Source organism: Micromonospora chalcea (genome assembly GCF_028768405.1).
Lineage (GTDB): Bacteria > Actinomycetota > Actinomycetes > Mycobacteriales > Micromonosporaceae > Micromonospora > Micromonospora chalcea.
The window spans coordinates 5,222,361-5,245,374 of sequence record NZ_CP118233.1; the positions used below are offsets into that span (position 1 = coordinate 5,222,361).

Here is a 23,014-nt window from a genome sequence, read left to right on the forward strand (position 1 = left end):
CGTGACCAGCCCGTCGGGTGACTCCGACCCGCCGCGCCGCGACCCGGAGCCGTCGCTGCTCGGCCCGGTCGGCGAGCGTGTGCCCGACGTCGAGCGGATCGCCGTGCTGCGCGCCAACGCGCTCGGCGACTTCATCTTCGTACTGCCGGCGCTGGACGCGCTGCGGTCGGCGTACCCGTCGGCGGAGATCGTGCTGCTCGGCGCACCGTGGCACGCGGCGCTCTGGCGCGACCGGCCCGGCCCGGTGGACCGGGTGCTGGTGGTGCCGGCGGCGCCCGGCATCCGCGATCCGGGCCCGGGCGAGTCGCCGGGCGACGTGCCGGGCTTCCTCGCCGCGGCCCGCGCCGAGCGGTTCGACCTGGCGTTGCAGGTGCACGGCGGTGGCGCGAACTCCAACCCGCTGGTGGCGGGCCTGGGCGCGCGGGTCACCGCCGGCCTGCGGGCCGAGGGCGCGCCGCCGCTCGACCGCTGGCTGCGCTACGTCTACTACCAGCACGAGGTGATCCGCTACCTGGAGGTCGCCGCGCTGGTCGGCGCGCCCGCCACCACGATCACCCCGTCGCTGGCGGTCACCGCCGCCGACCGGGCCGAGGCCGCCGCCGTGCTCGGCCCGCCCACCCGGCCCCGGGCGGCGCTGCACCCGGGCGCCACCGACACGCGGCGACGCTGGCCGCCGGAATGCTTCGCCGAGGTCGCCCGCACGCTCGTCGGCGACGGGTACGAGGTGCTTGTCACCGGCACCCCCGCCGAGCAGGAGACGGTGGACGCTGTGGTGGCGGCGGCCGGCGTGCCGGTGCGTCCGCAGGTCGGCACGCTCAGCCTCGGCGCGCTGGCCGCCGCGTACGCGGACTGCGCGCTCGTGGTCTCCAACGACACCGGCCCGCTGCACCTGGCCGCCGCCGTGGGCGCGCCGACCGTCGGGGTGTTCTGGGTCGGCAACCTGATCAACGGGGCGTCGCCGCTGCGTGGGCGGCACCGCCCGATCGCCGCCTGGACCACCCACTGCCCGGTCTGCGGCGTCGACTGCACACCCGGGATCTACCCGCACCGGCCCGGCGACGGGGAGTGCCCGCACCGGGTGTCGTTCGTGGCCGACGTGCCGGCGGCCGAGGTGATCGAGGCGGCCCGCGAGCTGCTCACACCTCCGCCGTCGACTCGCTGAGCACCACTTCCCACGCCTCCACGTCCCGCTCGGTGACTGTGGTCGGCGACTCCAGGTGGTAGGCCCCGCTGGGCAGCACGCCGGCGCCGCCGTGGCGCTCCAGCACGGCGAGCTGGGCGGCGACGTCCTCGCCCTGGTGCCGGTCGGGCAGCCGCTCCCAGAAGTCGAAGCCACCGGACTCGACCAGCTTCGTCCGGTCGTAGAGCACGCAGCCGCCGATCCAGGAGACCTTGTACGCCCGCCACTGCCCGGGCGGCAGGTTCAGCTTCTCGGTGACGTGCAGCAGGTTCGCGGCCGGGTGGATCGACGCCCGGTGCCACTCCGGCGTGCCCGGCATGATGCGTTCCGGCACCGGCCGCCCGGCCCACTCCTCGTAGTGCTGGTGCGTCTCCGGGCGGACGTCGTCGGCGTAGGAGAGCCCGTGCACCGCGTTGCCGACGAACCCGCAGCCCAGCTCGTCCAGCGCGGTCATCAGCCGGGACAGCGTGCCCGGCTCCAGCCACACGTCGTCGTCGAGGCAGAGCACCGCGTCGGCGGCCGACTGGGCCAGCAGGTAGCACCGGTGTTCGGCCAGGCCGCGACGGGGCAGCCGCCGGGTCAGCAGCACCGGATGCCCCCGGTGCCGCAGCGCCCGGACCATCGTGGCGGCGGCCGGATGCGCGTACGCGGGCTCGCCGTCGGACTGGTCGCTGACCACCACCCCGAACCCGGGTACGCCCTCCTGCGCGGCCAGCCCGGACAGCGTGACAGCCAGTTCGGCGGGCCGATTGCGGGTGGGAATGAGCACGTCGAGGCGGCGGCACTGCCGGAACTGCCCGGGCGTGCCCGGGTCGAGCGGTCGCGTCACGCCGGCCTGCCTTCGCCCACGGGACTGTCCTCGCTCCGCTCGGTGCGTTCGCTCATGAGCGACTGGGCGCGGATGCGGTCGATGATCGCCGAGGTGGAGCGGTCCGGCACGTACCCGAGCGTGCGTACCTGCCCGCCCAGCCGGCGTACCAGCGGCGCCTCCGGCACCATCTCCGGCGGGTAGTCGCCGCCCTTGACGTAGACGTCGGGGCGGACCGCCTCGATCAGCCGGGCCGGCGAGTCCTCCTCGAAGACCACCACGTGGTCGACGCAGGCCAGCGCCGCCAGCAGCGCGATCCGGTCCTCGACCGGGTTGACCGGCCGGTCCGCGCCCTTGAGCCGGCGGACGCTGCCGTCCGAGTTGACCGCCACGATCAGCAGGTCACCGAGCGCGCGGGCCTGGGTCAGGTAGCGGACGTGCCCCGGGTGCAGCACGTCGAAGCAGCCGTTTGTGAACACCACCGACCGCCCGGCCTGCCGGTGCTCGTCCACCAGCGCGGCCAGTTCGTCGGCGCCGACCAGCGCCGGGTGCCCGCCGTCGTCCGGGCCGGTGCCGAGCGCGGCGAGGAGGTCCTCGCGGCGGCACACGCAGGTGCCGGTGTCGGCGACCGTGATGGTGGCGGCGAGCTGCGCGAGCTGGGCGGCGGTGGGCAGGCCCGCGTCGGCGGCGAGCGCCAGCGTCATGGCCGCCAGGTACGCGTCCCCGGCGCCCACCGCGTGACTGGCCGGGACCGGGGTGCTGTGGCTGCGCCGGGGCTCGCCCTCGGCGCCGCCGACCACCGCGCCCTCGGTGTCCAGGGTCACCGCCACCACGTCCGCGCCGGTGTGCGCGCGCAGCTCGGGCAGGCGCGACTCGGCCAGCACGGCCCGGTCCACGCCGGTGCCGGCGGTCGCGCTCACCGTCACGCCGGTGCCGGTGACGCTCAGCCCGTCCCCGGTCAGCGCCACCCGCTCCTCGCCGGGCGTCGGCTCGCCGGTCGGGCCGGTCGAGCCGCCGGACGTCGCTGCGGCGGGCGCGCCCGAGGTCGGGTGCGGGCTGCCCGGCGCACGGTCGCCGGACCCGCCGGGCGCCGCGCCGACCATCAGCTCGGACGGGCCGTCGGCCTCCGCCGGGTGGTCCAGGTGCAGGTCACCCCCATTGGGTACGGCGTTGCGCTCGCCGTGTGCGAAACCGGCGGCGGCGCGGGCCAGCAGCCGGGTGGCCTCGGCGAAGCTCGGCGTCACCACAGTCGGGTTCAGTCCACGCCAGTCGGCCAGGTCGTGCGCGTCCAGCGCCACGGTGCCGTAGCGGTCCCGGTTGGCGACCAGCCAGGCGCGTACCGCCGAGGGCAGGGCGCCCAGGCCGTAGTCGCAGACCACGAGCGTGAGCGGCTGTCCCGGGGCCACCGCGCGCAGCTCCTCGGTGGCGCAGTGCAGGGCGGTCAGCAGCCGTGCCACCCCGTCGTCGTCCAGCGCGTCCTCCGGGCCGCCGGAGTCCTCACGGAGCAGGATCTGGTTGCCGGCGAGCATCCGCCGCTTGACCGGCGTGGGCCGGCCGGGCTGGCTCACCGTACGGTCCCAGACCGCCGCGCGGTCCAGGCAGTCGTGCAGCTCGTCACCGGCCACGTCGGCGCCGACCGGGGCGACGAGCGCCGCCCGTCCACCGAGCGCCGCCACGTTGACCGCCGTGTTGGCGGCGCCCCCGGCCGCGGAGATCCGCCGCCGCAGGGTGAGGACCGGCGCGGGCGCCTCACGGCAGAGCCGCTCCGACTCGGCGAACCGCCACTCGTCCAGCATGGCGTCCCCGACGACCAGCACGGGACGCTGCTGCCAGCTCGCCACCACGGTGGCCAGCCGGCGCTCTTCCGCTGCTGCTCCTGCCATGCCTCTGCGGATCCCCCCGCGCCGTCGGGCCAAACGCGACGCGGGCCACCCGGTGCGCCCGGTTTCGCCGCATCGGCCGGGGGAACGGTGCAGACATACCTCGGAGAGGAGAGAAGAGCATGGCAGCGACACTTCAGGGCAAGCGCATCGCCTTCCTGGCCGCCGACGGCGTCGAGGAGGTCGAGTACACCCAGCCCCGGGAGGCGGTGGAGAACGCCGGCGCGCAGGTCGAGCTGGTCTCCCTCGACTCCGGCTCGATCCAGGCCTTCAACCACCTGGACCACGGCAAGCAGTACCGGGTCGACGTCACCGTCAAGGAGGCGGACGCCGGCGCGTACGACGGTCTGGTCCTGCCCGGTGGCGTGGCGAACCCGGACTTCCTGCGCGCGGACCCGGACGCGGTCCGGTTCGTGAAGTCGTTCTTCGACGCCGGCAAGCCGGTCGGCGTGATCTGCCACGGCCCGTGGACGCTGGTCGAGGCGGACGTGGTGCGGGGCCGGACCATCACCTCCTGGCCGAGCCTGCGCACCGACCTCACAAACGCCGGCGCGAACTGGGTCGACAAGGAGGTCGTCACCGACAACGGGCTGGTCAGCAGCCGCAAGCCGGACGACCTGCCGGCGTTCTGCGCCAAGATCGTGGAGGAGTTCGCCGAGGGCCGGCACGCCGCCTGAGGAAAGTCACAGGCCCACCGGGGGCATGATCCGCCCCCGGTGGGATAGGAAGCGGGATGACCGCCCAGACCGCCCCGCCCGCGCTGCCCGCCCGCCAGATCCGCCTGCTGATGTTCGGTCTGATGACCGGGATGCTGCTGGCGGCGCTCGACCAGACCATCGTCGGCACCGCCCTGCCGACGATCGTGGGGGAGCTGGGCGGCATCAACCACTACTCGTGGGTGGTCACCGCGTACCTGCTGGCGTCGACCGCCTCGACGCCGCTGTACGGCAAGATGGCCGACCTGTACGGACGCCGGCCGGTCTTCCTGTTCTCGATCGGCATGTTCCTGCTCGGCTCGTTGCTGGCCGGGCTGTCGCAGGACATGACCCAGCTGATCGTCACGCGCGGCGTGCAGGGTCTCGGCGCGGGTGGGCTGATGACGCTGGCGTTCACCATCATCTCGGACGTGGTCTCGCCCCGGGAGCGCGGGCGCTACCAGGGGTTGTTCGGCGCGGTGTTCGGCGTCTCCTCGGTGGCCGGGCCGCTCGTCGGCGGTTACTTCGCGGAGACCAACTGGCGGTGGATCTTCTACATCAACGTGCCGCTGGCGATCCTCGCCATCGTGGTCTGCTGGCACGTGATGCGGCTGGTGCCGTTCGAGCGGCGGGAGCACACGGTCGACTGGATCGGCGCGGCGCTGCTGGTGGCCGGCGTGAGCTGCCTGCTGCTGGCGCTGAGCTGGGGCGGCGCCGAGTACGCCTGGGGCTCCGGCGTGATCGTCGGCCTGTTCGCCGCGGGCGCGGTGCTGGGCGTGCTGTTCGTCGTCCAGGAGGCGCGGACCAAGGAGCCGATCCTGCCGCTGCGGCTGTTCCGCAGCGCCACGTTCGCGCTGGCGAACGCGGCGGGTTTCGTCCTCGGTCTGGTGATGTTCGGGTCGATCATCTTCATCCCGCTCTACCTCCAGATCGTCAAGGGCGCCTCGCCGACGCGCAGCGGTCTGCTGATGCTGCCGATGATGGCGGGCGTCATCATCACCTCGATCGTCACCGGCCGGGCGATGAGCCGGATCGGCAGGTACAAGTGGTTCCCGGTGGCGGGCGCGGCCGTGCTGGTGGTCGGCATGCTGCTGTTCCAGCAGCTGCGGGTGGCCACCTCGCTCTGGGCCGCGTTCGGCTACATGGTGGTGATCGGGATCGGGCTGGGCCTGTGCATGCAGTCGCTGATCCTCGCCGTGCAGAACGCGGTGAGCGTGCGCGACCTGGGGGCGGGCACGTCCTCGGCCACGTTCTTCCGGTCGCTCGGCGGCTCGTTCGGCGTGGCCATCCTGGGCGCGGTGCTGTCGTCCCGGCTCACCACCGAGCTGGCCGGCCGGCTGCCGGGCGCGCTCGCGCAGCTCCCACCGGAGCAGCGGGCCGCGGTGTCTGCAGGCGGGAACTTCTCGATCAACGACCCGGCGGCCATCCTGGCCCTGCCCGCCCCGGTACGCGCTGCCGTCCAGGCCTCGTTCGTCGAGTCGCTGCACCTGGTCTTCCTGACCACCGGGCTGATCGCGATCGTCGCGGTGCTGGTCACGCTGGCCATGCCGAACCACCAGTTGCGCGGCACGGGCCCGCAGGGCGCCACCGGAGGCGCCGACCCGATCGGCGGCAAGGCCCCGGCGCCCGGCGGCAAGCCGCTGACGAAGGAGTCGAAGGAGGAGGCCGCCGCCGACATGGAGGCGAAGTCGCAGACGATGCTGTGACCGGCGGCTACTTGAGGATCAGCCGGTTGGTCTGCTCGAACACGTCCAGGTCGGCGAGCGTCTCGTGGACGCTCGACGAGAGCGGGTGCGGGAAGTCCGCCGGACGGAAGAAGGCGGCGTCGGTGGTCTCGTCGGTGAACCGGTCCAGCTCGCCGTCCCACTCGTCGACCCGGAACGCGGTGGTGAAGACCTGGTACGTGTGCCCGTACATGTTGGTGTGGGTGCGGTCCGGGCCGGTGTAGAGCGCGAACGCGCTGACCCGCAGCGCCCGCAGGCCGGTCTCCTCCCGCACCTCGCGGACCGCGCAGTCTGCGATCGACTCGCCCAGTTCCATGGCGCCGGCCGGCAGCGCCCACTGGCCGTTGTCGGAGCGCTGGATCAGCAGCACCCGGGCGGCGTTGTCGCGCACCACGGCGCGGGCGCCGACGAACATCAGGGTGCGGTCACCGGCCAGGGCGCGGAGCTGCCCCACGTACGAGTCGGCCCACGAGATGCTCACCCGGACAATCTACGCATCATCCGTGATCACCTCGGTGGTTCCGGGGGGTTCCGTAGATGTGACCGCCGCCACTACGTTGTTACCCATGCGTAGCACGATGATGGACGCCCCCCTCCAGGTCGCCCGGATCCTCGAACACGGCTCCACCGTGCACGGCGCGGCGGAGGTGGTCACCTGGACCGGCGCCGAACCGCGCCGGATGACGTACGCGGAGGTCGGCCGCGCCGCCGCCCGGCTGGCCCACGCGCTGCGCGACGAGTGCGGCGTGACCGGCGACGAGCGGGTCGCGACGTTCATGTGGAACAACAACGAGCACCTGGTGGCGTACTTCGCCGTGCCGAGCATGGGGGCGGTGCTGCACACGCTCAACATCCGGCTCTTCCCCGACCAGGTCGCCTACATCGCCAACCACGCCGAGGACCGCGTGGTGCTCGTCGACACCACGCTCATCCCGCTGCTCGCCCGGGTGATCGGCGAGATGACCACCGTGGCGCACGTGGTGGTGGTCGGCGGCGGCGACCCGGCCCCGCTGCTGGCCGCCGCCGGCGACCGGATCACCGTGCACCACTGGGACGCGCTGCTGGCCGACCGCCCCGACCACTTCGACTGGCCGGAGGTGGACGAGCGGGACGCGGCCGCGCTCTGCTACACCTCGGGCACCACCGGCCACCCAAAGGGCGTCGCCTACTCGCACCGCTCGATCTACCTGCACTCGCTCCAGGTCTGCATGCCGGAGGGCTTCGGGCTCGGGCCGAACGACCGCGAGCTGGCCATCGTGCCGATGTTCCACGCCATGTCCTGGGGCCTGCCGTACGCGGCCTTCCTCTCCGGCGCCTCGCTGATCATGCCGGACCGGTTCCTCCAGGCCGAGCCGATCGCCGCGATGATCGCCGCCGAGCGCCCCACGCTGGCCGGGGCGGTGCCGACCATCTGGACCGACCTGCTGGCCTACCTGGACGCGCACGAGGTGGACCTCTCCTCACTGAAGGAGGTCATCGTGGGCGGGTCGGCGTGCCCGCCGGCGCTGATGCACGCCTTCCACGACCGCTACGGCATCGACGTCATCCACGCCTGGGGCATGACCGAGATGTCGCCGCTGGGCTCGGTGTCCCGGGCGCCGGCCGGCGCGACCGGCGACGACGCCTGGCGCTACCGCTACACGCAGGGCCGCGTACCGGCGGGCGTGACCGCGCGGATCGTCGGCCCGGCCGGTGAGCCGCTGCCCGCGGACGGGACGTCGGTGGGCGAGCTGGAGGTGCGCGGGCCGTGGGTGACCGCCCGGTACATCGGCGACGACGTGCCGGAGGAGGAGAAGTTCCGGGACGGCTGGCTGCGGACCGGTGACGTCGGCACGCTCTCGCCGGACGGCTACATCACGCTCACCGACCGCGCCAAGGACGTGATCAAGTCGGGCGGGGAGTGGATCTCCTCGGTCGAGCTGGAGAACGCCCTGATGGCGCACCCGGCGGTGCTGGAGGCGTGCGTGGTGGGCGTACCGGACGAGCGCTGGGACGAGCGCCCGCTGGCCACCGTCGTGGTTCGCGAGGGCGCCTCGGTGACCGCCGAGGAGCTGCGGGACTTCCTGGCCGGCTCGGTGGCCCGCTGGCAGTTGCCGGAACGCTGGGCGTTCATCGACGCCGTGCCCAAGACCAGCGTCGGCAAGTTCGACAAGAAGGTGGTGCGCTCGCGGTACGCCGACGGCGGGCTCGACGTACGGGAACTGACCGCGTCGTAACGTTTCGGGGCGTACCGTCGCCTACACGGGCAGGAACACGTTTCCAACGGGCATTCCTCCCAGAGGGCGGCCCCGGCGTTCGCACCGCGCCGGGGCCGCCCGTCCGTTACGGGCTGACCCGCACCGTCATTGTTGCGAAACTTGTTCGCGTCTGTCCGGCTGTCGGGGAAATCCGGTCACCTACTCGTCCGCGGTGGTGACCAGCACCTTGCCCACCACGCTGTCCTGCACCGCCTGCTGCGCGGCAGCGGCGTCCGCCAGCGGATACCGGTGCAGTGGCAGCCCGGCGTCCTCACCGACCCGGATCGCGCCCTGCGCCACCGCCGCCGCGATGTCGGTGACCGCCTGCGCCTTGGCGACCTTCGGCGCGGTGTAGATCAGCACGAACTGCCAGCGCGCGTTCGGAACCATCAGCGGCCGGATCGGCAACGTGATCTCGTCGCCGCCGTCGTCGGCGTACACGCAGACCGCCCCGCCGGTACGCAGCATCCGCACGTCGGCGGCGGCGTTGCGGGCGGCGGAGACCTCGACGATCGTGTGCACCCCGTCGGGCGCGACCTTGCGGACCTCCTCGACCACGTCCTGCTCGCGATAGTTGATCACGAAGTCGGCCCCGGCCGCCGCCGCGAGCTGCGCCTTCTCCGGGCTGCTCACAGTCGCGATGACGCACGCGTCGGCCCAGCTCGCGAGCTGGATCGCCGCGTTGCCCACCGCGCCCGCGCCGCCCTGCACCAGCACCACGTGGTCGCTCAGCGCGCCCGCGTGCAGCTTGTCCGGCATGTACTCACCGGCGGTCAGGCAGCGGTGCGCGGTCATGAACGGGATGCCGAGCGCCGCCCCCAGGTCGAACGACGCCGGACCGAGCGGCACCGCGTGCCGGACCGGAACCAGCGTGTACTCCGCGGCGGTGCCCCACGGCCGCTGCCACGCCGCCTCCCACACCCAGACCCGCTCGCCGATCAGCGTCCGGTCCACGCCCTCACCGACCGCCTCGACCACCCCGGCGCCGTCCTGGTGCGGTATCTGCCAGCCGCTCGGCAGCGGCCACGCCTGGCGGGCCTTCCAGTCGGTCGGGTTCACCCCCGACACGGCCATCCGCACCAGCACCTCGCCCGGCCCGGGTTCCGGCACCGGCCGGTCCACCACCTGGAGCACCGAGGCGTCCCCGCTGCGCTCGTACACGATCGCCTTCATCGCCGTCCCTCCGCCGTCCTTCCGGGTGCGCTACCCGGCAGCCGCCCGAACATGCGGCCCCGGGCGCACCCGGCCACCGTACGACGGCTCGTCAGGCGGCCGGCTTGAGCACGACCTTCGAGTAGCCCGGCTCGCGGCGGTCGAAGCGCTGGTACGCCTCCGGCGCCGCGTCCAGCGGCAACTCCTTGCTCACCACGAAGCTCGGGGTCGCCCGCCCCGCCATGATCAGGTTTCGCAGGTGCGCATTGTAGGTCTTCACGTTCGCCTGCCCGGTGCCGATCCGCAGGCCCTTCTCGAACAGCTTGCCCACCTTGAACAGCAGCTCACCCCGGGCGGAGTGCTCGTCCGGGGCGCCCGGGTCCGCCGAGAGGTAGAGCCCGACCACGCCGATCGCCCCGGTCGCGCGCACCACCTCCACGAGCGTGTTCAGCACCAGCGCCGGCTGCTCCTCGCCGCTGGGCGCGGACGCCTGGTATCCCACCGCGTCCACGCCGTGATCGGTCCCCACCCCGGCGGTCCGGTCCCGGATCTGCTCGACCGGGTCGCCCGCGCTGAAGTCGATCGGGGTGGCGCCGATCGACTCGGCCAGCCGCAGCCGGTCCGGCACCCGGTCCACCACGAACACCTCGGACGCCCCGATCAGCACCGCCGAATACGCCGCCATCAGCCCGACCGGCCCGCCGCCCATCACCGTCAGGTTCTCGCCCGGCCGCAGCCCGGTCATCGCCACCCCGTGGTAGCCGGTCGGGAAGATGTCGGCGAGCATCGCGTAGTCCTTCTCGTGTTCGGTGCCCGGCGGCAGCTTCAGGCAGTTGAAGTCGGCGAACGGCACCCGCAGGTACTCCGCCTGCCCACCCCGGTACGGCCCCATCGACACATAGCCGTACGCGCCGCCGGCGAAGCCCGGGTTCACCGTCAGGCAGAACCCGGTGCGCTGCTCCCGGCAGTTGCGGCAGAACCCGCACGCCACATTGAACGGCATCGAGACCCGGTCACCCACGCGCAGGCTCGTCACGCCCGGCCCGGTCTCGACGATCACGCCCATGTTCTCGTGGCCGAACACGATGCCCGGTTCGGCGGCCGTCCGTCCCTCGTACATGTGCAGGTCCGAACCGCAGATTGCGGTCGTCGTGACCTGGACGACCACGTCGTTCGGATCCTCGATCCGCGGGTCGTCGACCTCGTTGACGGCCACCTCGTGCGGCCCCTCGTACACCACAGCCCTCATGTCACCGACCGTAGGCCGGGTGGTGGCGGCGGGTGGGTGGTTCAGTCGATCCCCGCCACCACAGCGGGCGTGAGCGCGCCGATCGAGGGGAGCAGCACGGTCGCGAGCGCCTCGGCGTCCGGATCGAGCGGGTACGACCCGTGCGGCACCGCCACCACCCGGCACCCGGCGGCAGCTGCCGAACGGACCCCGTTCGACGAGTCCTCCACGGCCACGCAGCGGGCCGGGTCGACTCCCAGCCGCCCGGCCACCGCGAGCCACACGTCCGGCGCGGGCTTGCCCCGGGCGGTCTCCTCCGTCGACAGGGTCGCGCCGAACGAGCCGGCCAGGCCCGTCGCGTCCAGCGCCGCCGCGATCAGCCGGGTCGGGGAGGAGCTGGCCAGCCCGAGCGGCCACCGCGCGGCGATGCGGCGCACGACCTCCTCCGCCCCGTCGATCACGGGTACGCGCTGCGCGTACCGGCGGGCCATCTCGGTCACCACCTCGGTGGCGACCTGCTCGGGCGACCTGTCGACGCCCAGCTCACCGCTGAGGTACTCGGCCCACTCGCCGGTGCTCATGCCCATCAGCCGGCGCTGCGTGTCCGGCTGCCAGAGGCCGCCGTGCTCGGCCACGTACGCGCGCCGGACCTCCTCCCAGACCGGCTCGGAGTCCACGATCACGCCGTCCAGGTCGAAGAGCACCGCGTCCACCATGCCGCCATCCTGCCCCAGCCGGCGGCCCGGCTCACCGTGGCAGCGCGGCTCCGACCGACCGCTGCGCCGGCAGGCCGATCGGCGCCTTGGCCGGGATGATCGTGCGGCAGCGGGTAGCGATCGGCTCCAGCAGGTCCCGCAGCCGGGCGGTACGTTCCGCGCCCAGCGCCCGCCACGGCCCGGCAGCGGCCCGGTCGGTGGCCTCCTCGACCACGCGGAACGTCTCCGTGGCGTACGGCGTGGCCGTCCGGTCGGCGGTCAGCCAGCCCTTCTCCACCAGCCGCTCCTCGGCCGCGGCCCACTGCTCGTCGGTCCAGCCCCGGGCGGGCTGGTGGAACTCGCGGGACTGGTCGACCCGGCACCGCCAGGCCACCACCTCGGCCGGTTCCAGCCCGGTCGTCACCAGCGCCGCCACGTGGCCGTCACCGCGGTGCTCGCGCAGCGTGGTGGCGGCCTGCCAGAGCCGGGCCAGCGGGTACTCGCCCCGGGGCAGTGCGGCGTTCACCGCGCCGAGCACCCGCCCGGCCGTGTCCACCCGCCCGGCCGCCTCCTCCAGCAGGTCGGCGGCCTCGACCAGATGCGACTCGGGCAGCTCGTAGGTGAACTCGGCGAGCGCCTGCACACCACCGGTGAGCCGCGCCCGCAGCGCCTCCTCCGGGGTGGCCAGACGCCACACCGACGGCAGCGCGCGGGCCACCATGGCCGGCGCGAAGCTGAAGAACGCCGCGGTCACGGCGGGCGCGTCGACCGCGCCGAGCGGCGCGGCCCGCCCCGCGAAGTATCCGCGCCAGTAGCCGCGCAGCCCGACCGCCTCGAACGCGGCGCGGGCCCGCGGATGGAAGTAGGTCACCGCGTGGACCGGCTCGTACAGCGTCCACATCTGCCGGGTCGCCCCGGCCCCGTCCAGCGCCGCCACGTGCACCTCCGCGTCGGTGAGCAGATCACCGCGGACGGACGTACCGCCCGCGGTGACCATGAACCTACTGCCGCAGGGTGACCGGACGGAAGCCTGGAGTGAGCTACTGCGCAGCCAGCACGTCGACGACGAAGCGCAGCGGCCCGGCCGGGCGGCCACCGGCGGCGTCGTTGCCGTACGCCAGATCGGCCGGCAGGTCCAGCTGCACCCGGCTGCCCACCGGCACGCCGACCAGGCCCTGGTCCCAGCCCTTGATGACCTGGCCCACGCCGATCTGGAAGGTGGCCGGCTGGCCGTTGTCCCAGGACGCGTCGAACTGCTTGCCGTCGGAGTAGAACACGCCCACGTAGTTGGTGGTGATGTTCTGCCCGGCCTTCACCGCCGGCCCGGTGCCCTTCACCAGCGTGGTGACGGTGAGCTTGGTCAGCTCGCCGGTGCCGGCCTGCACTGTCGGCTTGGTCTTCAGCGCCGGGTCGATGCCGGCGGGCAGCTCCGGAGCGGGCATCTCGGTGGGCTCGACCGGGGCGGTGGGGCTGGCCGAGGAGCCGGCGGTGGCCGCCTTGTCGTCGTCCCCGCCGTTCAGCCAGACCAGGCCACCGACCAGGGCCACCACGGCGAGCACGCCGACAGCCGCGCCGAGCATCGACTGCCGGCGGCGACGCGCCTCGGCGGCCTTCTTCTCGGCCAGCTGGGCGGCCAGCCGCCGCCCTGCCTTGGTGGCCGGGGCGGCCTGGCCCTCCGACCGGTTCTCCACACGCTCGCTCACGTCGACTCCCTGCAGGGTGGGTGGGTGCGCCCCCGGCGGGCCGCCGCCGAGGCCAGCGCACACGGTACCCGCCCGGAGCCCCAGCGTGCCCATACGCCCGCACCGATCAGGACACGGAGACCGATACGGGGGCACCGCACAGGGTACGTTTCGGGCATGGCGATCCTCAGTGAAGAAGACCTGGCCCTGCTCGGCGAGCCGCAGCTCGCGCACGTGGCGACGATCGAGGCCGACGGCACCCCGCACGTCACCCCGGTCTGGGTCGACACCGACGGCGAGCACATCGTGTTCAACACGGCCAAGGGGCGGCAGAAGTACCTGAACATGGCCCGCAACCCGGTGGTCGCGGTGTCGGTGGCGGACAGGGCCGACGACTTCCGCACGCTCTGGATCAAGGGCACCGTCGAGTTCGTCACCGAGGGCGCCGACGAGCACATCGACCGGCTGGCGAAGAAGTACCTCGGCCAGGACACGTACCCGTGGCGGCGCCCCGGCGAGGAGCGCGTCATCGTCCGGGTCACCCCGACCGAGAAGCTCGGGCGAGGCTGAGCGGTCCGGCCCCGCCCTCCACCGAGGGCGGGGCCCCGGCCGTACGCGCGTCAGGCGCTCTTCTTCGCGGCGGCCTTCTTCGCCGTCGTCTTCTTGGCGGCGGTCTTCTTGGCCGGTTCGGTCTTCTTCTCCGCCGTCTTCTTCGCGGGGGTCTTCTTGGCGGCCGTCTTCTTCGCCGGCTCGGCCTTCTTCTCGGCCGGCTTCCGGGCCGGGGCCTTCTTCGCGGCCTTCTTCGCCGATCGGGCCGACGAGATCGGCGTCGGCTCGGCCCCACCGCCGGACGGCGCCTCGCCCCGGGCCGCCCGGGCCCGCTCCACGGACGCCTTCAGCGCGGCCATCAGGTCCACCGCGGCGGCCGGCGCGGCCTCTTCCTCCTCCGGCTGCACCACCTCGCGGCCCTCGACCTTCGCGTCGATGACCTCCTGCAACGCCGCCCGGTAGTCGTCGGTGAAGGCGTCCGGCTCGAACTCGCCGGCCATCGAGTCGATCAGTGAACTGGCCATCGCCAGCTCCGGCGGGCGTACCTTCAGGTCCTCGTCCAGGAAACCGAAGTCGGGCCGGCGGATCTCGTCCGGCCACAGCATGGTGTTGAGCAGCAGCACGCCCTCGCGGACCCGCAGCGTCGCGAGCTGCTCCCGCTGGCGCAGCGCCACCTTGACGATCGCCACCCGCTCCGAGTCGGACAGCGCGTCGCGCAGCAGCACGTACGGCTTCGTCGCCGAGCCCTCCGGCTCCAGGAAGTACGCCTTGTTGTAGAGGATCGGATCGACCTGCTCGGCCGGTACGAACTCCAGCACGTCGATCGCGTGCGAGGTGCTCAACGGCAGGTCGGCGAAGTCCTCGTCGGTGAGGATGACCATCTCGCCACCACCGATGTCGTACCCCTTGGCGATGTCGTCGTAGGTGACCTCCTCGCCGCAGACCGAGCAGGTGCGCTTGTAGCGGATCCGGCCGCCGTCCTCACGGTGCACCTGGTGGAAACGGATGTCCTTCTCCTCGGTGGCCGAGTAGACCTTCACCCCGATCGACACCAGGCCGAACGACACCGCTCCTTTCCAGATCGCCCGCATACCCGCGCTCCTCTCCCCGGTTGACCACCAGAATCGCAAACGATCGAACGGGACGCACGCGCTTCCGCACCCAACTACAGTCGGAACGTGCCCGGCGCGCCGTTGAAGCCGATGCTCGCGACGACCGGGCAGCTCCCGGCCGGCGCCGCCTGGTCGTACGAGTTCAAGTGGGACGGCGTCCGCGCGCTCGCCGACATCTCCCGCGGCGACCGGCACTTCTACGCCCGCTCCGGCGTCGAGATCACCACCGCGTACCCGGAACTGCTCAACCTGGCCGAGCAGGTCGGTGACGCGCTGCTCGACGGCGAGGTGGTCCTCTTCACCGACGGGCAGCCCTCGTTCACCGCGCTCGCCGAACGAATGCACGTGCGCAACCCGGCCAAGGCGGCTCGGCTGGCGGCGACCGTACCCGTCACGTACATGATCTTCGACCTGTTGCGGCTCGACGGCGAGGACCTGACCGCCCGGCCGTGGCGGGAGCGGCGGGCGGCGCTGGAGTCGCTCGGGCTCGGCGCCGCCCGGTGGGCGGTGCCGCCGGTCTTCGGCGACGGCCCGGCCACCTACGCGGCGGCCGGCGAGCACGGGCTGGAGGGGGTGATGGCCAAGCGGGTCGACTCGCTCTACCGGCCCGGCGTGCGCTCCCCGGACTGGGTGAAGGTCAAGCTGGAGGTCACCGGCGACTTCGTGGTCGGCGGCTGGCGGCCCGGCGCGCGGCGCGTCGGCGGTCTGCTCGTCGGCGTGCCCGGCCCGGACGGGCGGCTGATCTACCGGGGGCGGGTCGGCGGCGGGATCGGCGCGGCCATCGAACGGGAACTGCTGCGTGAGCTGGAACCGCTGCGGGCCACCGCGTCGCCGTTCGCCGCCGGGGTGCCGCGCGAGGATGCCCGCGGCGCGATCTGGGTAACTCCCCGGATCGTGGTGGAGGTCAAGTACGGCCAGCGCACGCCGGACGGGAGGCTGCGCTTCCCGCGCATCCTGCGCCTGCGCCCGGACAAGCCGCCCGAGGAGGTCGACGATGCCGGCTGATCGGCTCAAGGTCGAGGTCGAGGGGCGCTCGCTGGAGCTGTCCAACCTGGACAAGGTGCTCTTCCCGCAGGCCGGCTTCACCAAGGGCGAGGTGATCGACTACTACACCCGGATCGCCCCGGTGCTGCTGCCGCACCTGAACGACCGCGCGCTCACCCGGATCCGGTTTCCCAACGGCGTCGACGGCGGCTCGTTCTTCGAGAAGAACGCGCCCGCCGCGACCCCCGGCTGGGTACGCACCGAGAACCTGCCCGCCCCCGGCTCCACGAAGGGGCGGGAAACCATCGACTACGTGGTCTGCGACGAGCTGCCCACGCTGGTGTGGCTGGCCAACCTGGCCGCGTTGGAGCTGCACACTCCGCAGTGGAAGATCGGCGCGCACCCGGACATGATGGTGGTCGACCTGGATCCGGGCGCCCCGGCCGCGCTCAAGCAGTGCTGCCAGGTGGCGCTGCTGATGCGCGACCGGCTGGCTTCCGACGGGATCTCCTCGTTCCCGAAGACATCCGGGAAGAAGGGCATGCAGCTGTGCTGCCCGATCGCCGGTACGCAGGACGCCGAGATCGTCTCCGACTACGCCAAGCGGATCGCGCAGGAACTGGAGCAGGCGCACCCGAAGCTGGTCGTGTCGAAGATGGCGAAGAACCTTCGGCCCGGCAAGGTCTTCATCGACTGGAGCCAGAACAACGCGGCGAAGACGACAGTGGCGCCGTACTCGCTGCGGGCCCAGCCGGTGCCGGCCGTGTCGACGCCGCTGACCTGGGACGAGGTGGAGGCCGGGGCGGCCGGGAAGCGGCCGTCGACGCGGCCGTACACCGCCGGGGAGGTGCTCAAGCGGGTGGAGAAGCAGGGCGACCTGCTGGCGCCGCTGCTCGACGGCGGTCCCGAGCTGCCCGTGCGCTGATCCGGGCCGCTTCGGTTGCTCCGGACGGGGCGGCTCGGACGGTTAGGGTGAGCGGACCGGCAGACAGGAGTTTCGCGCATGGCCCACCAGGCAGCCGTCGCCGTCGCGCCCGACGCGGTCGGGTACCCGCTGCTCAGCTACCACGACGACGGGACGGGCGAACGCACCGACCTGACCGCCGCGCAGCTCGGCGAGTGGACGGCCCGCAGCGCCGGGCTGCTCCGCGACGGGTGCGGGCTGCGCCCCGGTGACCGGGTGGCGGTGCTGCTGCCGCCGCACTGGCGTACCGCGGCGGTGCTGCTCGGGGCCTGGTCGGTCGGGTTGACGGTGTCGTTCCGTCCCCGCGCGCTGGCCGGCCTGCCGGTGCTGGAACCGGGCGCGGACCGGCCGTACGACGCGGTGTTCGTGACGCCGGAACGCCTCGACGACTGGCTGGAGGACGTACCCGAGGGGACGCACCGCTATCTGGTGGGCACCGGTCCGGGGCCGCTCGGCGAGGTGCCGCCGGGCTGGCTGGACTGGTCGGCCGAGGTGCTGCGGCACCCCACCGACCCGCCGGACTACACGGCAGTCGACCCGTCCGGGCCGGCCACGGCGGACGGCACCAGCTTCGGGGCGTGGCGTCGCCTGGCCGCCGAGATCGCCACCCAGCTCGATCTGCACCCCGGCGACCGCCTCCGGGTGGACCCGACCGAGGACGAGCAGCCCTTGAAGTGGCTGCTGGCCCCCCTGTCCGCCCGAGCCACGGTCCTGATCCACGCCACCTCCGCCCCCGCCTCCTCGCCTCGCTGATCTTGCAGTAGCGGCCCCTCGGGTGCCGGTTTTGCGGCTCTTGCCCGGGCCGCACCTGCAAGATCAACGACGTTGCTGGTTTTCGCGTCGATCCACGCAGAGATCTTGGAAGAAAACGGTCGCCATGAGGGCCCTCTCCTTCCAAGATCTCCGCGAGTCCCAGTGAGCGAAACGCTCGTCTCATGTTGCGGGCGCGCGGGGTAGTCGCGCACGGCCCTCGTTCGCGCTGCTCACTCACTCGCGCCGATCTTGGAGTTGTGGTGCCTCGCGTAAGCCGTGAAGCGGGCATCTGAGGCGCCACAACTCCAAGATCGACGGAGTGAGTGGGGGTGAGGGGGTGAGGAAAGCGGTTGACCGTGGGGGACGGGGTGGGGCCTACTGCGTCGGTGAGTCGGGCCGTGGGGTCGGGCGGGTGACGGGAGTGGGCGTGGGCGGGACGGGTGCGCTTGTGTGGCGGGAGTTCGGCGAGGACGACCTGGCCGCGTTGACCGGCTTGGCGCAGGCGTGTCTCGCCACTGACGGCGGGTTGCCTTTGTTCGGGCGTACCCCGTTGGTGCGGGCGCGGCTGCTTCAGTCGCGTACCCATGGGGCGTGGTCCGGCGGCGACCTGGTCGCGGCCGTCGGGGTCGGCGCCGGGCGGACGCCGGCCACCGCCACCGGCCTCGTGCACCCCGCGTGGCGCGGGCGCGGGCTCGGCGGCGCGCTGCTCGACTGGGCGGAGAAGCACGCCGGCGACGCTGGACTGCTGGTCACCACGGAGACGTGGAACGCGGGCGCGGAGGAGTTGTTCGCCAAGCGCGGCTACACGCGGACGTTCCTGGAGTGGGTGCTGCGGCACGACCTCGACGCGCTGCCCGAGGTCACCGCGCCGGACGGCGTCACGGTGGAGCCCGCCACGCTGGGACTGGAGCTGTTCGCCACCTACCGCGCGTCGTTCGCCGACCGGCACGGCTTCGTGGAGCCGGAGGCCGACGAGTGGCTGGGCGACCTGCGCGACGACGAGGACTTCCGGCCGGAGTTGACGCTGCTCGCGCGCGGCCCGGACGGGGATGCGGCCGGTTTCGTCACCGTGCTCGACAACTGGATCGACCAGGTCGGCGTGGTGCCGGGCTGGCGCGGGCGGCGGGTCGGCGCGTACCTGGTGGCGCGCGTGCTCCGCGGCCTCGCCGACGCGGGCGCGGACGGCGCGTGGCTCTGCGTCAACGACGACAACCCGGCCGCCGGGCTATACCGGCGGCTCGGCTTCCGCGACTTCGGCCGCCGCGCCCGCTACCTGCGTGGCTGACCCGACGCGGGAGGCGATTCCTGCGCGGGCTGGCGGCGCTGAGCCGCTGTCCGAGCGCAGGCACTCGGGCAAGTTCAACCTGCGGGTCGGCGAGAGCCTGCACCGAGAGTTGGCCATCCACGCCGCCGAGGAAGGCATGAGCCTGAACCAGTACTTGCTGAGGAAGCTGAGCGCCGCCTGACCCGTCCGGAGCGGTCCCTGCCGGGGACTGTTGCCGATGCCCATTGACGTGGTCTTATGGCGGGACGACGACGTCATCGATCCGCAGCTTTGACAACCCCGCGTCGGTACTCCTTTCATGCCTTCCGAAAGGTGCAACGATGCACAGGAAACCGACGATTCACCTGGCAGTGCTCGTCGCTGCCGCCGCCACCTTCCTGACCGCCGGCGGAGCCCCCGTCGCGGCCACGGCCGCCTCTCCCGCCGCCGCCGAGTGCGAGCCGGGCGCGGACAGCCACAGCGCCGCCCGGGTACGTGAGGGCGCCACCGCAAAGGAGCCCGCGCTCTACTCGACGAACGAGGCCAAGGCGTACGGCGTCATCAAGGACTCGCCGCGCCTCGCCAACGGCAGCGTCACCGTGCCGACGGTCTTCCACATGATCTCCGACCACGAGCTGAGCGCGGCCGAGAAGGCCCGCTGGAACACGCTCATCTCGGCGCAGATGACGGTGCTCAACGACTCGTTCGCGGGTCGTACCGCGGCCGACGCGTCGGACACGCCGTTCCGCTTCTCGCTGGTCGACACCACGTGGACCGTCAACAGCACCTGGTACACGGTGGTGCCGGGCAAGAACGAGCGGGACATGAAGAAGGCGCTCTACACCGGCGACTCCCGCACCCTGAACGTCTACGCGGCGAACATCGGTGACGGGCTGCTCGGCTGGGCGTACTTCCCGAAGGGCTACAACAACGGCCGCGACTACATCGACGGCGTGGTGATGCTGGACGAGTCGATGCCGGGCGGTACGGCCGGCAAGTACGCGCTCGGTGACACGCTCACGCACGAGGTGGGGCACTGGCTGATGCTGGAGCACACGTTCGCGCACGGCTGCTCCGCGTCCGGCGACTTCGTGGCGGACACGCCGCGTGAGGCGGCGCCGCAGTTCAACTGCCCGATCGGCGCGGACACCTGCACCGCGCCGGGGCTGGACCCGATCCACAACTTCATGGACTACACGCAGGACTCCTGCATGAACATGTTCACCCCGGGCCAGGCCGACCGGATGAGCGACGCCTGGGTCGCGTTCCGGGCCAGCGGCAAGGGCTGACCGCGAGACCGGGCGGGCCGCACCACGGCGGCCCGCCCGGCCGCGCGCCGGTCAGTCGACAGTCGGCAGCGTCGGCCCGAGCACGTCGTCGGCGTCCACGATGGTGTACGCGTACCCCTGCTCGGCCAGGAAGCGCTGCCGGTGCGCGGCGTACTCGGTGTCGATGGTGTCCCGGGAGACCACCGTGTAGAAGTGCGCCTGCCGCCCGTCGGCCTTCGGGCGCAGCACCCGCCCGAGCCGCTGCGCCTCCTCCTGCCGGGAGCCGAACGTGCCGGACACCTGGATCGCCACCGCCGCCTCGGGCAGGTCGATGGAGAAGTTGCCGACCTTCGAGAGCACCAGCGTCCGCAACGAGCCGGAGCGGAACGCGTCGAACAGCCGCTCGCGTTCCTTGTTCGTGGTGGAGCCCTGCACGATCGGCGCGTCCAGGTATTCGCCCAACTGGTGCAGCTGGTCGAGGAACCCACCGATGACGAGGACCTGCTCGTCCGGGTGCCGGTCCACCAGCGCCCGCACCACGGGCAGCTTCGTGTGGGCGGTCGCCGCCATCCGGTAGCGCTCCTCGGCCTCCGCCGTCGCGTACGCCATGCGCTCGGCGTCGGTGAGCGTCACCCGTACCTCGGTGCACTCCGCCGGGGCGATCCAGCCCTGCTGCTCGATGTCCTTCCACGGCGCGTCGTACCGCTTCGGGCCGATCAGGCTGAACACGTCGCCCTCGCGGCCGTCCTCGCGTACCAGAGTCGCGGTGAGGCCGAGCCGGCGACGGGCCTGGAGGTCCGCCGTGAAGCGGAAGATCGGCGCGGGCAGCAGGTGCACCTCGTCGTAGACGACCAGGCCCCAGTCGCGGGCGCCGAACAGGTCCAGGTGGGTGAACGCGCCGCCGCGCCGCGAGGTGAGCACCTGGTACGTGGCGATGGTGACCGGGCGGATCTCCTTGCGCTCGCCCGAGTACTCGCCGATCTCCTCCTCGGTCAGCGACGTGCGGGCGATCAGCTCCCGCTTCCACTGCCGTCCCGCCACCGTGTTGGTGACCAGGATCAGCGTGGTCGCCTTCGCCTCGGCCATGGCCGCCGCGCCGACCAGCGTCTTGCCGGCGCCACAGGGCAGCACCACCACGCCGGAGCCGCCGGCCCAGAACGCCTCGACGGCTTCCCGCTGGTACGACCGCAGCGTCCACGGCTTGCCGCCGTCCTGGCCGGCCTCGGCCAGCTCGATCGGGTGCGCCTCGCCGTCCACGTACCCGGCCAGGTCCTCGGCCGGCCAGCCCAGCTTGAGCAGCGCCTGCTTGAGCCGGCCCCGCTCGGACGGGTGCACCGCGATGGTGTCGTCGTCGAGCTTCGCGCCGAGCATGCCGGCGAGCTTCTTGCTCTTGGCGACCTCGATCAGCACCACCCGGTCCAGCGCGCGCAGCACCAGGCCGTGCACCGGATCGTTGGCGAGCTGGAGCCGGCCGTACCGGTCCATCGTCTCGGCCACGTCAACCAGCAGCGCGTGCGGCACCGGGTAGCGGGAGTACTTGATCAGCGAGTCGACCACGCCCTCGGCGTCGTGGCCGGCGGCCCGCGCGTTCCACAGGCCCAGCGGCGTCAGCCGGTACGTGTGCACGTGCTCGGGGGAGCGTTCCAGCTCGGCGAAGGGCGCGATGGCCATCCGGCACGCCTGCGCGTCGGGGTGGTCGATCTCCAGTAGCAGCGTCTTGTCCGACTGCACGATCAGTGGTCCACCGCTCACGCCAGCGTCCTCTCGCATCGCCCGGAACCCCGCTGCCCGGAACCCCGCCGCACCCCGGCTGACCTGCCGGAGGCCGACCAACCAGTGTTGCACGCCGGAGGGCTGCGCAAAAAAGTCCGGCTGGACAGGCAACGTCATACTCGTCCCACACGTCTAGCAAGCGGGACGACTGTCCAGGGAGGGCCCATGCAGCGTGTCCGGTTTCTCGCCCGGGTCACCGCCCTGGCGGTGGTCGTGCTGGTCGGTGTCGGCGCCTGCGCGCTCGATCCGCAGGCGGACGGCGCCGGGGGGAGCACCCCCGGCCCGGTCGGGCTGACGGAGGGAGCATCGGGGGCGAGCGCGTCGCCCACGCCGGAGCAGCCGGTCACGTCCCCGTCGGCGCAGCCGAGCCGGACGGCCTCGCCGAAACCCTCCCGATCGCCGGAGGCGACGAAGACGACGAAACCCAAGCCGAAGCCGAGCGCGTCCGCCGGGTGCCCGCAGGGCGAGCACCAGCGGGCCGTGGAGACGTACCTGACCCGGCTGGGCGGCTTCGGGACGCTGACCGTGGACGGCGAGCAGTCCGCCGCCGACTGCGCCGCGATCAAGAAGTTCCAGATCCGGTACGGCATCAGCCCGTCCTCGGGTCGCGCCGGCCCCACCACGTACGACGTGGCGAAGCGGCTGGCCGCCACCGACACCGCGCGGTGCAAGGCCGGTTCCCGGCTGACGTTCTGCGTCGACCTGACCCGGCAGACGGTCTGGGCGATGCGCGGCGGCGAGGTGGTGATGGGCCCGACCGTGACCCGCACCGGCATGTCCGGCTACGCCACCCCGGCCGGCACGTACACGGTGGGGCGGAAGAACCCGCGCGAGTGGTCCAACCCGTACGAGGTGTGGCTGCCGTACTGGCAGCAGTTCAACGGCGGGATCGGCTTCCACGAGACCACGACATACCTGCACAACGGCGCGATCGGCTCGCACGGCTGCGTGAACCTGCTGCACCGCGACGCGGTACGCCTGTGGGAGCTGGGCTCGGTCGGCACCCGCGTGGTGGTGATCGGCCGCCGCCCCGGCACCTGAACCGGCCCGGAACCCGCCCTCACCC

General features: G+C 72.8%; 22 protein-coding genes. 12 read left to right on the forward strand and 10 right to left on the reverse strand.

Annotated features, from left to right (window positions below; translation table 11 throughout):
- The first annotated feature begins 1 nt into the window (after nt 1).
- Nucleotides 2–1,162: a glycosyltransferase family 9 protein gene (locus tag PVK74_RS23455; RefSeq protein WP_064448864.1), complete on the forward strand. Its 1,161-nt coding sequence runs from the start codon at nt 2–4 to the stop codon at nt 1,160–1,162.
- Here the strand turns inward: PVK74_RS23455 and PVK74_RS23460 are convergent.
- Together PVK74_RS23460 and rfaE2 are read right to left on the reverse strand one after the other, a co-directional pair.
- Nucleotides 1,137–2,009, reverse strand: a complete 873-nt coding sequence (locus tag PVK74_RS23460; protein ID WP_069088077.1) for a glycosyltransferase family 2 protein — start codon at nt 2,007–2,009, stop codon at nt 1,137–1,139. The genes PVK74_RS23455 and PVK74_RS23460 overlap by 26 nt on opposite strands.
- Nucleotides 2,006–3,871 (reverse strand): D-glycero-beta-D-manno-heptose 1-phosphate adenylyltransferase, encoded by a 1,866-nt coding sequence (gene rfaE2 / locus PVK74_RS23465; RefSeq protein ID WP_069088078.1) that lies wholly within the window; start codon nt 3,869–3,871, stop codon nt 2,006–2,008. The genes PVK74_RS23460 and rfaE2 overlap by 4 nt, the downstream gene beginning before the upstream one ends.
- Before the next feature lie 119 nt (nt 3,872–3,990).
- Between rfaE2 and PVK74_RS23470 the strand changes: the two genes are divergently transcribed.
- Nucleotides 3,991–4,545: a type 1 glutamine amidotransferase domain-containing protein gene (locus tag PVK74_RS23470; protein ID WP_043327208.1), complete on the forward strand. Its 555-nt coding sequence runs from the start codon at nt 3,991–3,993 to the stop codon at nt 4,543–4,545.
- 56 nt (nt 4,546–4,601) lie between these two features.
- A complete protein-coding gene (locus PVK74_RS23475) occupies nt 4,602–6,269 on the forward strand; it encodes an MDR family MFS transporter (RefSeq protein ID WP_064448866.1) in 1,668 nt (555 codons plus the stop codon).
- 7 nt (nt 6,270–6,276) lie between these two features.
- Here the strand turns inward: PVK74_RS23475 and PVK74_RS23480 are convergent, their stop codons facing one another.
- Complete coding sequence (locus tag PVK74_RS23480) at nt 6,277–6,768, reverse strand: NUDIX domain-containing protein (protein ID WP_030503787.1); 492 nt, start codon at nt 6,766–6,768, stop codon at nt 6,277–6,279.
- A 100-nt stretch (nt 6,769–6,868) separates the two neighbouring features.
- On the opposite strand from PVK74_RS23480, the gene PVK74_RS23485 reads away from it, so the two are divergent.
- Nucleotides 6,869–8,503 (forward strand): fatty acid--CoA ligase, encoded by a 1,635-nt coding sequence (locus PVK74_RS23485; protein WP_176722787.1) that lies wholly within the window; start codon nt 6,869–6,871, stop codon nt 8,501–8,503.
- A 180-nt stretch (nt 8,504–8,683) separates the two neighbouring features.
- On the opposite strand, the gene PVK74_RS23490 is transcribed toward PVK74_RS23485, so the two are convergent.
- The 5 genes from PVK74_RS23490 to PVK74_RS23510 form a co-directional block, all read right to left on the reverse strand.
- Nucleotides 8,684–9,697 carry an NADPH:quinone reductase gene (locus PVK74_RS23490; RefSeq protein ID WP_274477219.1) on the reverse strand — a complete coding sequence of 338 codons (1,014 nt, stop codon included), beginning with the start codon at nt 9,695–9,697 and terminating at the stop codon, nt 8,684–8,686.
- A 91-nt stretch (nt 9,698–9,788) separates the two neighbouring features.
- Nucleotides 9,789–10,925 (reverse strand): glutathione-independent formaldehyde dehydrogenase, encoded by a 1,137-nt coding sequence (locus tag PVK74_RS23495; protein WP_274477220.1) that lies wholly within the window; start codon nt 10,923–10,925, stop codon nt 9,789–9,791.
- 41 nt (nt 10,926–10,966) lie between these two features.
- Nucleotides 10,967–11,620: an HAD family hydrolase gene (locus tag PVK74_RS23500; protein ID WP_274477221.1), complete on the reverse strand. Its 654-nt coding sequence runs from the start codon at nt 11,618–11,620 to the stop codon at nt 10,967–10,969.
- A 31-nt stretch (nt 11,621–11,651) separates the two neighbouring features.
- Nucleotides 11,652–12,500 (reverse strand): SCO6745 family protein, encoded by an 849-nt coding sequence (locus PVK74_RS23505; RefSeq protein WP_274479312.1) that lies wholly within the window; start codon nt 12,498–12,500, stop codon nt 11,652–11,654.
- A gap of 139 nt (nt 12,501–12,639) precedes the next feature.
- Complete coding sequence (locus PVK74_RS23510) at nt 12,640–13,395, reverse strand: FKBP-type peptidyl-prolyl cis-trans isomerase (protein ID WP_274477222.1); 756 nt, start codon at nt 13,393–13,395, stop codon at nt 12,640–12,642.
- A gap of 63 nt (nt 13,396–13,458) precedes the next feature.
- On the opposite strand from PVK74_RS23510, the gene PVK74_RS23515 reads away from it, so the two are divergent.
- Nucleotides 13,459–13,851 (forward strand): PPOX class F420-dependent oxidoreductase, encoded by a 393-nt coding sequence (locus PVK74_RS23515; RefSeq protein WP_064448873.1) that lies wholly within the window; start codon nt 13,459–13,461, stop codon nt 13,849–13,851.
- Nucleotides 13,852–13,901: 50 nt separating this feature from the next.
- On the opposite strand, the gene ku is transcribed toward PVK74_RS23515, so the two are convergent.
- Nucleotides 13,902–14,921, reverse strand: a complete 1,020-nt coding sequence (gene ku / locus PVK74_RS23520; protein ID WP_043327190.1) for a non-homologous end joining protein Ku — start codon at nt 14,919–14,921, stop codon at nt 13,902–13,904.
- A gap of 87 nt (nt 14,922–15,008) precedes the next feature.
- On the opposite strand from ku, the gene ligD (PVK74_RS23525) reads away from it, so the two are divergent.
- The 6 genes from ligD (PVK74_RS23525) (at nt 15,009) to PVK74_RS23550 (ending at nt 20,196) form a co-directional block, all read left to right on the forward strand.
- Nucleotides 15,009–15,947 (forward strand): non-homologous end-joining DNA ligase, encoded by a 939-nt coding sequence (gene ligD, locus PVK74_RS23525; RefSeq protein WP_043327188.1) that lies wholly within the window; start codon nt 15,009–15,011, stop codon nt 15,945–15,947.
- Nucleotides 15,937–16,851: a non-homologous end-joining DNA ligase gene (ligD, locus tag PVK74_RS23530; RefSeq protein ID WP_274477223.1), complete on the forward strand. Its 915-nt coding sequence runs from the start codon at nt 15,937–15,939 to the stop codon at nt 16,849–16,851. The genes ligD (PVK74_RS23525) and ligD (PVK74_RS23530) overlap by 11 nt, the downstream gene beginning before the upstream one ends.
- Before the next feature lie 78 nt (nt 16,852–16,929).
- A complete protein-coding gene (locus PVK74_RS23535; RefSeq protein WP_274477224.1) occupies nt 16,930–17,643 on the forward strand; it encodes a TIGR03089 family protein in 714 nt (237 codons plus the stop codon).
- 427 nt (nt 17,644–18,070) lie between these two features.
- A complete protein-coding gene (locus PVK74_RS23540) occupies nt 18,071–18,928 on the forward strand; it encodes a GNAT family N-acetyltransferase (RefSeq protein WP_274477225.1) in 858 nt (285 codons plus the stop codon).
- The gene (locus PVK74_RS23545) at nt 18,921–19,109 is read left to right on the forward strand and encodes a toxin-antitoxin system HicB family antitoxin (protein WP_274477226.1); all 189 of its coding nucleotides are present in this window, start codon (nt 18,921–18,923) and stop codon (nt 19,107–19,109) included. Before PVK74_RS23540 ends, PVK74_RS23545 begins: the two co-directional genes overlap by 8 nt.
- 139 nt (nt 19,110–19,248) lie before the next feature.
- Nucleotides 19,249–20,196, forward strand: coding sequence for a zinc metalloprotease (locus PVK74_RS23550; protein WP_274477227.1), 948 nt, complete (start codon nt 19,249–19,251; stop codon nt 20,194–20,196).
- A gap of 51 nt (nt 20,197–20,247) precedes the next feature.
- Here PVK74_RS23550 and PVK74_RS23555 read toward each other — a convergent pair whose 3' ends face one another.
- Complete coding sequence (locus PVK74_RS23555) at nt 20,248–21,927, reverse strand: DNA repair helicase XPB (RefSeq protein WP_274477228.1); 1,680 nt, start codon at nt 21,925–21,927, stop codon at nt 20,248–20,250.
- A 186-nt stretch (nt 21,928–22,113) separates the two neighbouring features.
- Between PVK74_RS23555 and PVK74_RS23560 the strand changes: the two genes are divergently transcribed.
- Complete coding sequence (locus PVK74_RS23560) at nt 22,114–22,989, forward strand: L,D-transpeptidase family protein (RefSeq protein WP_043327176.1); 876 nt, start codon at nt 22,114–22,116, stop codon at nt 22,987–22,989.
- Nucleotides 22,990–23,014 lie beyond the last annotated feature (25 nt).

Excerpts from the sequence above, each read along its gene's own strand:
- ku (WP_043327190.1), bottom strand. The coding sequence starts at position 14,921 with ATGCGGGCGATCTGGAAAGGAGCGGTGTCGTTCGGCCTGGTGTCGATC.
- PVK74_RS23470 (WP_043327208.1), top strand. The coding sequence starts at position 3,991 with ATGGCAGCGACACTTCAGGGCAAGCGCATCGCCTTCCTGGCCGCCGAC.
- PVK74_RS23535 (WP_274477224.1), top strand. The coding sequence starts at position 16,930 with ATGGCCCACCAGGCAGCCGTCGCCGTCGCGCCCGACGCGGTCGGGTAC.
- PVK74_RS23475 (WP_064448866.1), top strand. The coding sequence starts at position 4,602 with ATGACCGCCCAGACCGCCCCGCCCGCGCTGCCCGCCCGCCAGATCCGC.
- PVK74_RS23510 (WP_274477222.1), bottom strand. The coding sequence starts at position 13,395 with ATGGGCACGCTGGGGCTCCGGGCGGGTACCGTGTGCGCTGGCCTCGGC.
- PVK74_RS23485 (WP_176722787.1), top strand. The coding sequence starts at position 6,869 with ATGGACGCCCCCCTCCAGGTCGCCCGGATCCTCGAACACGGCTCCACC.
- PVK74_RS23495 (WP_274477220.1), bottom strand. The coding sequence starts at position 10,925 with ATGAGGGCTGTGGTGTACGAGGGGCCGCACGAGGTGGCCGTCAACGAG.
- PVK74_RS23505 (WP_274479312.1), bottom strand. The coding sequence starts at position 12,500 with ATGTGGACGCTGTACGAGCCGGTCCACGCGGTGACCTACTTCCATCCG.
- PVK74_RS23515 (WP_064448873.1), top strand. The coding sequence starts at position 13,459 with ATGGCGATCCTCAGTGAAGAAGACCTGGCCCTGCTCGGCGAGCCGCAG.
- PVK74_RS23500 (WP_274477221.1), bottom strand. The coding sequence starts at position 11,620 with ATGGTGGACGCGGTGCTCTTCGACCTGGACGGCGTGATCGTGGACTCC.
- rfaE2 (WP_069088078.1), bottom strand. The coding sequence starts at position 3,871 with ATGGCAGGAGCAGCAGCGGAAGAGCGCCGGCTGGCCACCGTGGTGGCG.
- PVK74_RS23550 (WP_274477227.1), top strand. The coding sequence starts at position 19,249 with ATGCACAGGAAACCGACGATTCACCTGGCAGTGCTCGTCGCTGCCGCC.
- PVK74_RS23490 (WP_274477219.1), bottom strand. The coding sequence starts at position 9,697 with ATGAAGGCGATCGTGTACGAGCGCAGCGGGGACGCCTCGGTGCTCCAG.
- PVK74_RS23560 (WP_043327176.1), top strand. The coding sequence starts at position 22,114 with ATGCAGCGTGTCCGGTTTCTCGCCCGGGTCACCGCCCTGGCGGTGGTC.
- ligD (WP_274477223.1), top strand. The coding sequence starts at position 15,937 with ATGCCGGCTGATCGGCTCAAGGTCGAGGTCGAGGGGCGCTCGCTGGAG.